The sequence below is a fragment of the Psychroflexus sp. MBR-150 genome (genome assembly GCF_053628795.1).
Map to the genome: position 1 here is coordinate 1 of NZ_JBRJHB010000017.1, position 12843 is coordinate 12843.

General features: G+C 31.1%; 11 protein-coding genes. 6 read left to right on the forward strand and 5 right to left on the reverse strand.

Features of this window, described 5'->3' with window-relative positions; all coding sequences use genetic code 11:
• Positions 1–145: 145 nt before the first annotated feature.
• The 3 genes from ACSSV5_RS09645 to tsaD are packed head-to-tail and all read right to left on the reverse strand — an operon-like array spanning position 146 to position 2508.
• Positions 146–847 carry a 16S rRNA (uracil(1498)-N(3))-methyltransferase gene (locus tag ACSSV5_RS09645; RefSeq protein ID WP_454245705.1) on the reverse strand — a complete coding sequence of 234 codons (702 nt, stop codon included), beginning with the start codon at positions 845–847 and terminating at the stop codon, positions 146–148.
• A 9-nt stretch (positions 848–856) separates the two neighbouring features.
• A complete protein-coding gene (locus tag ACSSV5_RS09650; RefSeq protein WP_454245706.1) occupies positions 857–1492 on the reverse strand; it encodes a peptidylprolyl isomerase in 636 nt (211 codons plus the stop codon).
• Positions 1489–2508 (reverse strand): tRNA (adenosine(37)-N6)-threonylcarbamoyltransferase complex transferase subunit TsaD, encoded by a 1020-nt coding sequence (gene tsaD / locus ACSSV5_RS09655; RefSeq protein ID WP_454245707.1) that lies wholly within the window; start codon positions 2506–2508, stop codon positions 1489–1491. The genes ACSSV5_RS09650 and tsaD overlap by 4 nt, the downstream gene beginning before the upstream one ends.
• A gap of 177 nt (positions 2509–2685) precedes the next feature.
• Between tsaD and ACSSV5_RS09660 the strand changes: the two genes are divergently transcribed.
• Positions 2686–7074: a translocation/assembly module TamB domain-containing protein gene (locus tag ACSSV5_RS09660; RefSeq protein ID WP_454245708.1), complete on the forward strand. Its 4389-nt coding sequence runs from the start codon at positions 2686–2688 to the stop codon at positions 7072–7074.
• A 5-nt stretch (positions 7075–7079) separates the two neighbouring features.
• Here ACSSV5_RS09660 and upp read toward each other — a convergent pair whose 3' ends face one another.
• Positions 7080–7730, reverse strand: a complete 651-nt coding sequence (gene upp, locus ACSSV5_RS09665; protein WP_211066325.1) for a uracil phosphoribosyltransferase — start codon at positions 7728–7730, stop codon at positions 7080–7082.
• A gap of 80 nt (positions 7731–7810) precedes the next feature.
• The gene (locus ACSSV5_RS09670; RefSeq protein WP_211066326.1) at positions 7811–8209 is read right to left on the reverse strand and encodes an arsenate reductase family protein; all 399 of its coding nucleotides are present in this window, start codon (positions 8207–8209) and stop codon (positions 7811–7813) included.
• Between the two features lie 93 nt (positions 8210–8302).
• On the opposite strand from ACSSV5_RS09670, the gene ACSSV5_RS09675 reads away from it, so the two are divergent.
• The 5 genes from ACSSV5_RS09675 to ACSSV5_RS09695 all read left to right on the forward strand — a co-directional run bounded on the left by ACSSV5_RS09675 (position 8303) and on the right by ACSSV5_RS09695 (position 12835).
• On the forward strand, positions 8303–9547 hold the full coding sequence (locus tag ACSSV5_RS09675; RefSeq protein WP_454245709.1) for a protoporphyrinogen/coproporphyrinogen oxidase: 1245 nt from the start codon (positions 8303–8305) through the stop codon (positions 9545–9547).
• Between the two features lie 3 nt (positions 9548–9550).
• Positions 9551–10432, forward strand: a complete 882-nt coding sequence (locus tag ACSSV5_RS09680) for a CorA family divalent cation transporter (RefSeq protein ID WP_211066328.1) — start codon at positions 9551–9553, stop codon at positions 10430–10432.
• Between the two features lie 476 nt (positions 10433–10908).
• Positions 10909–11814 carry a tryptophan 2,3-dioxygenase family protein gene (locus ACSSV5_RS09685; RefSeq protein WP_454245710.1) on the forward strand — a complete coding sequence of 302 codons (906 nt, stop codon included), beginning with the start codon at positions 10909–10911 and terminating at the stop codon, positions 11812–11814.
• A 34-nt stretch (positions 11815–11848) separates the two neighbouring features.
• On the forward strand, positions 11849–12337 hold the full coding sequence (locus tag ACSSV5_RS09690) for a hypothetical protein (RefSeq protein ID WP_211066329.1): 489 nt from the start codon (positions 11849–11851) through the stop codon (positions 12335–12337).
• 204 nt (positions 12338–12541) lie between these two features.
• On the forward strand, positions 12542–12835 hold the full coding sequence (locus tag ACSSV5_RS09695) for a phosphoribosylpyrophosphate synthetase (protein ID WP_454245711.1): 294 nt from the start codon (positions 12542–12544) through the stop codon (positions 12833–12835).
• Positions 12836–12843: the final 8 nt, after the last annotated feature.

Here is a 12843-nt window from a genome sequence, read left to right on the forward strand (position 1 = left end):
AGGTTCTATTTTTAAAATACTAAAGCTACACAGTGAAATTAGGCGATACAAAAGATTTTTTTAGTAATTTAGATTTTTATCGGACAACAATGATTTTTATCTGTTTATTAGCGATATTATTCTTTCAAATTGGCATAACACACAATTAGTATTTTAATAGAGCTAAGGCTTGACAAACTGTTATAGCAGCGGTCTCTGTGCGTAATCGTTTGTTTCCTAAACTGATAGGAGAGAAGTTTAGGTTTATTGCAGTTTCAATTTCACTAAGGCTAAAATCACCTTCAGGTCCTATGAGAACACAAAACTTGTCTGCTTGATTTATTTTATCGCGAATAGGGTGTTTTTTGTCATTTTCACAATGTGCTATGAGTTTGGTATAATTATCAAACTTAATTTTTACAAACTCTTCAAAAGATATTATGGGATTTAACTTTGGCATATAAAGCCTTAAAGATTGCTTCATAGCACTTTGAATTATTTTCTCACAGCGACTGAAATTTAAGCGTTTGCGTTCACTGTTTTTACAGATCAAAGGTGATATTTCAGAAATGCCGAGTTCAGTAGCTTTTTCTAAAAAAAACTCAAACCGATCAGCAGATTTTGGTGGTGCAATACCAATATGGAGTTGATAGGGTAGTGGTTTTTCGTAAAAATGCGAAATGATATTGATTTGACATTGTTTTGATTTGACAGCAATTATTTTTGCTTCAAAAGCATCGCCAAGTCCATTGGTGATTTTTATACTATCACCAACTTGTTTTCTCAATACACGCAAAATGTGTTTGCTCTCGTTAGGATTGAGTGTATGTGTATTTTGATGCGGAGTTATAGACGGCTCATAAAACATTTTGAATGGTTATTTGTTTGTTTTTTGCTTTAGCACTAGAGCTTCTTCTATATCTTTTTTTGAGTGTGATTTTTTTACAAAATAATACCAGTTATTTTCTGGAATTTCAAATTCAAAAATTTCTTCTGATAGCCGATTGGTATTTGTTACTTCTGCAAAAAATACTGGATGTGTTTTTCCTTTTTTAAACCAACCTGAATCACCTCCAACGTTTTTGTTGTAATCCATAGAATATTGCATAGCAACAGACTTGAAAGCATTGGTTTTTAATAATTCTCTCACCTTGTTGGCATAGTTGTTAAAAGCTTTTTCAGTATCAAATCTGTCTTTGTCTATCAAAATGTATCTCACTCGGTAATGGGGTATTTTTTGCTTGCTAAGTATTTTATATTCTTCTTCAAAAAAACCTTTATCAAAAGTTTTAGTTTTACCTTGCCTTGATTTTAAAAGTGTTTTGGCCAGTTTAGTTTTGTGTTTTTCTTCATTAAAAATTATCAATTGACCTTCTTTTTTGTATTCGTTTAATTTGTTTTGATCAATTTTAAAGTCTTCTGCTTCTGAAGTGTAGCGTTGGTTAAATAATGCTCTTTGAGCAGTGATAAAATTAAAACTTAAAAATAATATAGTTAAGTAAAAATATTTCATAATTCTAATCTTGCTTTTGATGTTGTTTTAAAGTTTGTAAAGTCTTGATTTAAATATTTATAATAGCCTACTATAGCAATCATAGCGGCGTTGTCTAAACAGTATTCAAATTTTGGAATGTAACACTTCCACTGAAGCTCTTTTTCAGCTTGTTTTAGGGCTTCTCTAATACCTGAATTAGCTGAAACTCCACCACCAATGGCAATTTGATTTATACCAGTTTTTTTAACCGCCAATTGCAATTTGTCCATCAAAATATCAACAACGGTTTTTTGAAATGACGCACAAAGGTCTTTTATGTTTTCTTCAACAAAATTAGGATTTGTTTTTTTCTGTTTTTGTATAAAATATAAAACAGCAGTTTTCAATCCACTGAAGCTAAAATCAAGACCTTTTACTTTGGGTTTTGAAAAAGTGAAGCGTTTTGGGTTACCTTCTTTAGCAAACTTGTCTATAATCGGACCAGCTGGATAACCCAAACCCATCATTTTTCCACATTTGTCAAAAGCTTCTCCAACAGCATCATCAAGGGTTTTGCCTATAATTTCCATATCAAAAAAATCCTTCACTTTTACAATTTGAGTATGACCGCCACTAATTGTTAAAGCTAAAAAAGGGAACTCTGGTGTTTTTTGACCGTCATCAATAAAATGAGCTAAAATATGGGCTTGCATATGATGAACTTCAATAAGCGGAACATCTAACGCCAAAGCCATAGATTTGGCAAATGAAGCTCCAACCAAAAGCGATCCCATAAGTCCTGGACCTTTTGTGAATGCAATTGCAGAGATATTGTTAAGACTTATTTGTGCTTCCTTCAGGGCTTGGTCAACAACAGGAACAATGTTTTTTTGATGTGCTCTCGATGCCAATTCAGGAACAACCCCACCATAAGCTTCGTGTATAGATTGCGTAGCTATAATATTACTCAGTTTTTTGTCGTTTTCAAAAACAGCTGCAGAAGTGTCATCACACGAGGATTCTATTGCGAGAATATAAATTGATTTCTTAGTCATAAACGTAATCAGGTACAGTTATTGAAATGTTTAACAAAGCTAAATATTTTTGTGTATTATCAATCATAGATTAAATGTATATTTGTTATACAAAATTGTAAAGCCATCGTAAAGCGAATTTTTCATATCATCAAACATATAGTTATAGCGGTTGTTCTGCTGTTTCTCTTATTGGTATTGATTTTTTTAATCCCTGGTGTTCAGACTTATACCGCACAAAAGTTAACCAAAAACATCAATGAAACTTATGGGACTCAAATCAATATTGAAAGGTTAAAAATTGGTTTAAATGCAGATATTGAAATACAAGAAGTGATGGTTTTTGACCATCATAACGATACAATTTTTGATGTTAATAAGTTATCGACTTCTATTTTTAACATTTCAGGGCTTTTAAATAAAGGTAATTTAGATTTAAGCAGCACTGAGATTGAAGGCTTAAAGATGAAATTGATACGATATAAAAATGAAGATTCTGATAATCTTGGCGTTTTTCTACAGAAATTTGAAACGGATAAACCCAAAGATTCTACTTCAACTTTTAAACTTCACATTGACGATGTGTTTTTGGTTGATAGTGAATTCAGTGTAATAGATTATAACTTAGACAAGCCAGAGGCATTTAGTATTAAAAACTTAAATTTTGATGTCAATAATATCAATATCGTTGATGACAAAGTGAGCATAAACATCAATTCACTTTCTGGCATTACGGGTTATGGTTTAAAAATAGATAGATTGCAGACTAAATTTTTTATGAACGGATCACAAATGCGTTTGGATCAATTAAAACTCAAAACGCCCAAATCTGAAATCGCAACCGATTTAAAATTTGAATTTCAAAAGGGAGATTGGTCTGATTTTGAAAATAAAGTTCAAATTTCAGCAAATTTTGATCAATCAAAGATATCAACTACCGATTTGAATTATTTTTACAGCGGGTTTGGATTTAATGAAAATTTGGTATTATCAGGTCAGCTTAATGGCACATTAAATGATTTTTCTTTTAAAAACATCAAAATTGATGGCATGCAGAGAAGTGAAATTTCTGGAGACATCGTCATTAGTCAAATAACCAATCCAGATAAATTTCAATTAAAAACGCAAAACATAGACATTACAACCAATTATTTTGATTTAAAACGTTTGTTACCAAAAGTATTAGGCGATAATTTACCTGAATTTATACAATACATGGGCAATTTTTCTGTCAATGGGCAAACGCAAATATTTGGGCAAAATTTAAATGCAGAACTCAATCTAAAATCAACGGTAGGTCAGGGATTAGTGAAACTTGATTTTAAAAACCTAAACCTTCCTGATGAAGTAGAATACAAAGGTTTTTTGAATCTTAAAAAGGTTAACTTGGCAAAATTGGCACAGTCTAACGATTTAGGACTGGCTAGTTTTAATTTTTATATCAACGGTAAAGGCTTCACCGAAGAATCTTTGAACACTCAAGTCAATGGAAAAATTCATACTTTTGAGTATAATAGCTATGTTTACAAAACCCTTAGCATTGATGGAAATTTAAAATATCCTATTTTTAACGGCAAGATTGACAGTCAAGACCCTAATTTTTTATTTGATTTTGATGGCACTGTCAATGCTTCAAATACTCAAAACATTTTCAGTTTTGAGTCAAACATCAAATATGCCGATTTGTATCAGCTTAATTTTATTGAAAAAGACAGTATTTCAATTTTTAAAGGCAATTTCAAAAGTGATATGAAAGCCAATACTATTGATGATGCTGTAGGACAAATTAAGTTTAATGATTTTAATTATACAACCAGTTATGACACCTATAAGTTTAAAGATTTTATCCTCAGTTCTGAAATTAAAAATAACATTCATTATATTACAGTAAATTCTCCAGATGTTATTGATGGTAGAATTTACGGTGATTTTGAGCCTTCAAAACTTCCACATTTTATAGATATTTCTTTTAGAAATCTTTATTTTAAAGATGTTATTAAAAACCAGTTCACAAACAAAAATGTGAACTTTGAATTTAAAATTAACAACAAAATCGTTGAAGCTATTTTTCCTGAAATCAGCATTGCTCCTCAAACATTTTTAAATGGTAAAATATCTTCAAATGAAGACGAAATGAAGTTGCGCTTTATATCACCCCAAATAAGGTATAAAGAAAATATTCTGAAAGATGTTGAAATACAGATTGATAAGCAAAATCCATTTTTTGATACCTATATAGAAATAGCTGATATTCAAAATGCTACGTATCCTATTTCAAATTTAAATTTAATAAATGTTAAACTTAATGACACGCTTTTTTTTAGAACAGAATTTTCTGGTGGAGCAAACAAAGATGATAAATTTAATTTGAGTCTATATCAAACTTATGATAAAGACAATAATACGGTGGTAGGTTTTCAAAACTCAAATATACTTTTCAAAAATAATACTTGGGAAATAAATAAAAACAACAATTACAAAAACAACAGAGTTATTTTAGAATCAGGACTCCAAAAATTTATATTTGATTCACTTGCATTTTCTTATCAAAATCAAGTTGTAAAACTTAATGGAGAGATGCGAGATTCTACCTACAAAGACATTAACCTTAAACTTGAAACCGTTGAACTAAACAATATCACACCATATATAGACAGTCTAAAGCTTGGTGGTCTTGTTAATGCTAATATGAGAATATATCAAAAAAATGGTCAATACGCCCCAAATCTCAATGTGATGGTAAGAGATTTTGAAGTCAATGATTTGCAATACGGCGATTTAAAACTATCAGCTAATGGCAATGAAAATTTATCAGATTTTGATTTAAAAGCCTATTTGACTAAAGCACAACAGAATTTTTTGTCAGCAGAAGGTCAAATAACCACCAACCAACAAGAGCAATTGATAGATTTGGATATAAGTTTTGATGATTTAGATATAAGTTCTCTCAGCCCATTGGGTTCAGATGTGATCAGTAGGATAAGAGGCAAAATTAATGGAAACGCAAAATTATTTGGTTCTCTATCAAATCCTGATTTTTCTGGTCAATTACTTTTAGATGATGCAGGTCTAAAATTTCCTTACCTCAATATTGATTTTGACTTTCAAAACAAGGCTAAAATCATTTTAGACAAAAAGAAATTTGTGCTAGATGACATTCTTCTAACGGATACTAAATACAAAACTCAAGGCACATTGAGTGGTTTTATATCTCACGATCAATTCAAAGATTGGAATTTAAACTTAGATTTAACCTCAGATAATATTTTAACTTTAGACACACCATATACTGAAGAAAGCTTGTACTACGGAACCGCATTTATTTCAGGAAAAGCATCGATAAGCGGACCAACCGATGCTTTAACAATAAATGTTAATGCTACAAGTCAACCTAATACCGTTTTTAATATTCCGCTTTCAGATACTGAAACTATTGGAGATAATTCATTTATTTATTTTTTAACACCTGAAGACAAACAAAAAAAAGCACAAGGCAAAGATTATTTGCTTGAAAAAGTTTCTGGGCTAAGTCTAAAATTTGACTTGATCATCACCAATGATGCCTTAGTAGAAGTTGTAGTTGATCAAGAAAGCGGAAGCACGCTAAGAGGTCGAGGAGACGGCAACTTGCTCATAGAGATAAATACGAATGGTAAATTTGATATGTATGGAGATTTTGTAGCACTATCAGGAGAATATATTTATAAATATCAAGGTCTTATCGAAAAAAAGTTTGAAGTTATTCCTGGTGGTTATTTATCGTGGGAAGGCAATCCCGTTGACGCCAATATGGATATACAAGCCAAATATACCACAAATGCAAATCCTGCTGTTTTACTGGACAACCCATCCGTTAATAGAGAAATACCCATAGATGTCATCATTACACTAAATGGTGAGCTTATGCAACCAGATATTAGTTTTGATATACAATACCCAAATCTGAGCTCAACAGTAGAATCTGAATTGAATTACAGAATTCAAGGTCGTGAAAACACTGAAAAGCAAGCTTTGTCTCTCGTTGTTCAAGGTACTTTCTACAACAACGAAGGCGTTGGTATGAATGCCATTGGCTCTAATCTATTAGCGGAAAGAGCAACAAGTATTATAGATCAGATTCTAAAAGATGATGAAGGTAAGTTTAACATTGGTTTTGATTATATTCAAGCGGAAAAAACTCCAAACCAAAACGCTATAGGCTCAGATAGAGTAGGGATGACCCTTCAAACCCAATTGAGTGATAGAATTTTTATTAATGGTCGGTTTGGCGTTCCTGTAGGTGGGCAGACGCAGTCGTTTGTGTTTGGCGATGTTGAATTAAATTTTTTACTCAACGAATCAGGCTCATTAAGAGCTCAAATGTTTAATAGAGAAAGTAATATTCAGTTTATCGGTGAAGAATTAGGATACACTCAAGGTTTAGGTATTTTATATACTGTTGATTTTGAAACTTTTGAAGAATTATTTAGAAAAATGCTCAACAAAAAAGAATCTGATGACAGCAACAAACAAACTCCGAAAGACAAAGACCAAACAAAAACTAAATCTTTAGTTCCAAATTATATCAAATTTCCAGGTGAGCAGTAAATCATTTAAAGTTTAGGACCAAAAGCTAAATCGCCAGCATCGCCTAAACCTGGCACAATATATCCATTATCATCAAGCTTCTTGTCTATATCTGCCAACCAAAGTTGAGTGTTTTGACCCAATCGAGTTTGAAGAAAATCAATGCCTGGCTGGGCAGCTATGGCAGATAAAATATTTACAGATGAAATTTTAAACTTTTTAGTTAAAGTTTTATAGACTTCAACAATAGAATGTCCTGTTGCCAACATAGGATCTACTAATATTAAATCTTTTGAAGTCAAATCAGGTGTTGCACAATATTCTAAATGAATTTCAAAATTGCCTTTGTCATTTTTTGTGCGATATGCTGAAATAAAAGCATTATCAACACAATCAAATATTCTAGAAACGCCATTATGCATTGGTAATCCTGCACGTAAAATTGAGCAAATTACCAATTCATTTTTAATGAGTGGTTTTTGGTGTTGCCCGAGAGGTGTTGTTGTAGTTTGAGACTTATAATCAAGACTTTTGCTCATTTCATAGGCAAGTATTTCACCAATACGTTCAAGGTTAAACCTAAATCTCAATTTGTCTTTTTGAATATTTTGGTCTCTTATTTCTATTAAAAATTGATTTAAGACAGAGTTTTGATTAGAAATATGGTGGATTTTCATAACTAAATTATTGTGAGATTATTCAATAAAATAGCAAAGTAAAAAAATCCTTTTAAATATTATATCAGATAATAGAAATACTAAGGAATTTTAATTTCTCCTGTATCGACAGATTGAAGTTGCAAAATGTCGTTGGCGTGAGAAGCACGAACAATTTTGTTACCTCTGATTGCAATAGGTTTATCAACGACTTCTGGATGCTTTTCAATAATTTTTAAAGCATCAAACTCGTCTATATTTGGAGATTTACCAAACTTTGAAGTAATGATTTCGTGATTGAGGTTAATCAAATCAACAACACTAAGGTTTAACATTTTTGCCATTTCAGACCAATCGGTTTGGCTAATTCCTGCTTTGCTGATATCAATAGGAAAAATAACAGCTTTATTGGCTTGAGCAATGGCTAAACATTTCTTAGACAAAGCATAATCAGGATGGTAATACAGGTTTATTTGTTTGTTGTCTTTTGAAATCATCATATTTTTTTATTAAATAACGCATTTTCATTTGGATTTTCAAAGACTTGACCTATTTTTAGTAAAAATTTATAAATATAGAGTGATAAATAATTTATGGAGAATAAAAAAATTGTAATTATAGGAGCTGGAGTCAGTGGACTTGTAGCAGCTATAAATCTCGAAAAGGCTGGTTATGAACCTATTATATACGAACAAAAGGATAGAGTAGGTGGGCGAGTTCAAACCGATTATATCGATGGATACACATTTGACAAGGGGTTTCAAATTTTGCTGCCCAATTATCCAGCAGTTCAAAAATATTTAGATATTGATCTTTTACATTTAAAATATTTTTCACCAGGTGCATTTGTGTTTAAAAAAGGAGAACAAGGCAAATTAGGCAATCCCGCAAAAGATTTTGATATATTGTTTTCAACTTTGTTTTCAAAATTGGCTAACTTCTCAGATAAGCTAAAAATCATAAAACTATATCGGTCATTAAAATATAAAACTTTTGAAGAAATCTTTAATTCAAAAAACCAAACAACGCTTGACTTCCTTAAGTCGTTTGGGTTTTCTGATAAGGTTATCAATAATTTTTTTAAACCTTTTTATGCTGGTGTTTTTCTCGAAGAAAACTTAGATACGTCAAGCCGTATGTTTGAGTTTACCTTTAAATTGTTTTCTGAAACAAAAGCTGGCATTCCGGAAAAAGGCATACAAGCTATACCTAATCAATTGGCCAATCAACTGAAACAGACAACATTTCATTTTAATACTAAGGTCAAAAGTGTTGAAGATAATGCCATCACCTTAGCAAACCATACTCAAGTTGAAGCAGACTTTATCATTATAGCTACAGAACCTTCAGATTTAGTTTCCAATTTAAAAAATCAACCACAAGAATGGAAAAGTGTTGACAATCTATACTTTGAGGTAGAAAACCGAGTTATTAATCTGCCTATGATAGGCTTGGTTGCTGAAGAAAATACACTTGTGAACAATTTTCATTATTTGAGCTTAGCCTCTGAGCCAAAGCAAATTTTGTCGGTCAGTGTAGTCAAAAATCACAATTTAAGTAACGAAGAATTAGCAAAAATAACACAAAAAGAACTGCTTGATGTTTGCGATATAAAAATCAATAAACTGCTTAAACATTACAAAATACCAAAAGCCTTGCCAAACATAGCAGACGTTAATTACCAAATACCGCATACCGAAACCAAATTAAAAGACCGTATATTTTTAGCCGGTGATGTTTTGTCTAACGGTTCTTTAAATGCAGCAATGCTCAATGGCGAATCTGCTGCTAAAGCCGTTTTAGAACATATCAACGGAATGACTTTAGATGTTCAATAAAATATGAAACTCAATAGCAAAACCTATAAAAACTTTACTTGGTACGACTGTCTTCAAGCCAATTTCAAAGACCTAAAACAACTCAATACACCTATACAAATACCTGATAATTTTATTGAAGATAGTTTAGAGGTAGGACATTTGCCAAAATATGAGAAAAATGAAGACATAGAACTTATCATTCTGCGAGTTTCAACAGACATTAAAAACCCTGATATATTAAGTGTTGGTCAACTTTCTACTAAAATTGCTTTTATAATTCAAGACAAAAATCTGATTAGTATTCACAGAAAAAAAATCAATTTCTTAAGCCAAGTTAACAAAGAATTCAATTCCACAGGTGCATTTCTTTTTTATATGATTGAACATATCATAGATAGCTTTGAAAAGCCTTTAAACAACTACAGCAAAGCAATTGACAAAATGGAAAGATTTGTTTTGCTCGATAACACAGAAGAATTTTCAATAGAAAAAATATATTTTATCAAGTCTAAAGCAAGAATGCACAAAAAGATTTTACAAATGAATCAAAATGTCATTAATCAATTAGCAATTAACAACACAGGTTTTAACTCCGAATTGCAAGATATCAAAGATTCAATGCTCAATCTTTTGCACACAGCAGATGAAATAATAGAAGATACTCAAGCTTTGCTCAATTCATATTTATCTATCACAGCACAAAAAAATAATGATGTGATGAAGCTATTGACTGTTTTTTCGGTGTTCTTTTTACCCTTAACATTTATTGCAGGCATCTATGGCATGAATTTTAAGTTTATGCCTGAATTAGAATATAAAAATGCATATTTCATCGTTTTAGGCATAATGGTTTTGATTTGTATTGCTATTTATATTTGGTTTAAAAGAAACAAAATATTATAGTGGCTCAACATGCAGTATCAAAATTTTAAACATTCATATAAAAGTTTTAGTTTGATTTATTAGGATTATAACAAATTATGTTTTTATATTTGTATATCATCATCGCAGAGCAAATTATATCTATTTTGGGGTATTTGGTAATAATTTTCTGCGATGATTTTTTTAATATCTAAATAAATCATAATATATATTATGTAAAATAGAAATTTATAATTTCTTACACTAAAGGATTGATTAAGCTTCCTTACTAATAAAAGAAATCATCATATAACCTGAGTTCGGTTTATTGAAAGTTGTACATCAGATTGAACGAAAAATGAGGAGAAATCTCATCCTATTGTGATGTCTTGTCGCTCATACTTCGTTCTATCGACATGACAAATGATTAAATATCTGTATTTTATGAATATATTTTATTGGAATTTATATCGAACTCACGTTCATTTAATTTAGTATTTTTGTAGAAAACTATATCTATGTCTGATGACATCATAAAACAACTCAAAAAAAAATATACAGATTTAGGCGAAAATCATTTGCACTACCTAAGCGGTTTGTTTCATTCTAAACCTATAACCTATTGGGATTATGTGGAAGTAGATACTTTGCTTTCCTTACAAAAACCACGAACTGATTTTAAAGATGAAACCGTTTTTATCATCTATCATCAAGTTACCGAATTGGTTTTAAAATTGATGATACACGAAATTAAGCAAATAGTCTTTGAAGAAAATTTAAACGAACCTATATTCAAAGACAAACTCAAACGCCTTATCCGCTATACAGAAATGCTGATTACCTCTTTTGATGTTATGAAAGACGGTATGAGCTATGAAGATTACAACAAATTTCGATTAAGCCTTACGCCTGCCAGTGGTTTTCAAAGTGCACAATTCAGATTTTTAGAAATATATTGCACGCCTTTAATCAATCTTGTACATCAAAAAAAACAAAAATTATTGCCTGATACGCCAAATATAGATGATTTTTTTGAACATATATATTGGCGAGCAGCAGGTTACAATCCCGAAGATGGCTCAAAAACGCTGACTTTAAGTCTGTTTGAAGACAAATATCTTGCACAATTTAAAGCTCTTGCCACCCAAATAAAAGGTCAAACCATTGCTGAACGTTTTCAAAAGCTTAATGATCCTTCAGAAGATCTTATTGATTTGATGAAAACTTTTGATCATACTTATAACGTAAAATGGCCATTAGTCCATTTAAAAACTGCTCAACATTACTTGGATAAAAAAGGCGAAAACAAGCAAGCTACTGGTGGTTCTGAATGGAAAAAATATCTTCATCCCAAGCATCAAGGGCGTCAGTTTTTTCCAAAGTTATGGAAAGATGAATCTTTTTTAGATTTTATGCCTATTTGATTGAATTGGAATAAAATTTGATATATTTATCATAATGAAAACCAAGCTGATATACATATTTATTGTTTTTGTTGCTAATTTTGGATTAGCTCAAGAATTCAGTTTGCCACCATTAAGCCCAGATGAGTTATCACCTCAAATTCAATCGCCACTTTATCAAGATTTTGATGTCAACGAATTTGATTTGTTAGTAAAAAATGTCAACGTATTTGCATCACCCAATACTGAAAATGCATTTGATTTTATGCAGGCTTCTGTTTCTAAAACTCATCAACTTTCTTATCAGAATTTTTATGACGCTATCGATCGTCAAATGTCTCAATATGCAAATTTTAAGGTTGAGATAGATAATTCTAAATCTTCTATTTTTATGGATTACAACAATCAGCCGATATATTCTGGTTCGTTTAGAGTTAAAAACTCGGTCTATCAACGTGCTGACAAGTTAACAGGCACGCCAAGACGAAGCCCACTACTCTACTCACCAAGCTTGTCTTCTCGACGAGGTTTGATTTGGTATTAGATCAATCGTTTTTTTGTTAAAAACTTATCAAAAACCTATTTGAAACAAATTGTTATTTGTATTTTTAAGATATGAATACGAAATGGATTTTAAATATAATTGGTCTCATCATCACAATAATTGGGCTTGTTACAGGATATTATTTTTTCCTTTTTCTCGCTTTACCGATAAGTTTTAGTTTTTTTAATAAAAAAAATAACAACTATGAGTAACACAACACTTTCACAAAAAATCAATGAACTAAAAGATCAAGGCTACACACTTGATTTTAATATTGAATCTGATAGAATATCTGAGCACAAAGACAAGACTGCTTATAAACCAAATGAGTTTAAAGTAGATGGTATTTTTAGGTTTGAAGGTATGTCAAACCCTGATGACAATTCTATTCTGTATGCCATAACAACTTCTGATGGCAAAAAAGGAGTTTTGGTTGATGGTTATGGCGTTTCAGGTGGACAAATTTCGGATGAGTTATACCAAAAACTTTCTCGATAGAAGACGTT

Excerpts from the sequence above, each read along its gene's own strand:
- ACSSV5_RS09645 (WP_454245705.1), bottom strand. The coding sequence starts at position 847 with ATGTTTTATGAGCCGTCTATAACTCCGCATCAAAATACACATACACTC.
- ACSSV5_RS09650 (WP_454245706.1), bottom strand. The coding sequence starts at position 1,492 with ATGAAATATTTTTACTTAACTATATTATTTTTAAGTTTTAATTTTATC.
- tsaD (WP_454245707.1), bottom strand. The coding sequence starts at position 2,508 with ATGACTAAGAAATCAATTTATATTCTCGCAATAGAATCCTCGTGTGAT.
- upp (WP_211066325.1), bottom strand. The coding sequence starts at position 7,730 with ATGAAAATCCACCATATTTCTAATCAAAACTCTGTCTTAAATCAATTT.
- ACSSV5_RS09670 (WP_211066326.1), bottom strand. The coding sequence starts at position 8,209 with ATGATGATTTCAAAAGACAACAAACAAATAAACCTGTATTACCATCCT.
- ACSSV5_RS09675 (WP_454245709.1), top strand. The coding sequence starts at position 8,303 with ATGGAGAATAAAAAAATTGTAATTATAGGAGCTGGAGTCAGTGGACTT.
- ACSSV5_RS09680 (WP_211066328.1), top strand. The coding sequence starts at position 9,551 with ATGAAACTCAATAGCAAAACCTATAAAAACTTTACTTGGTACGACTGT.
- ACSSV5_RS09685 (WP_454245710.1), top strand. The coding sequence starts at position 10,909 with ATGTCTGATGACATCATAAAACAACTCAAAAAAAAATATACAGATTTA.
- ACSSV5_RS09690 (WP_211066329.1), top strand. The coding sequence starts at position 11,849 with ATGAAAACCAAGCTGATATACATATTTATTGTTTTTGTTGCTAATTTT.
- ACSSV5_RS09695 (WP_454245711.1), top strand. The coding sequence starts at position 12,542 with ATGAGTAACACAACACTTTCACAAAAAATCAATGAACTAAAAGATCAA.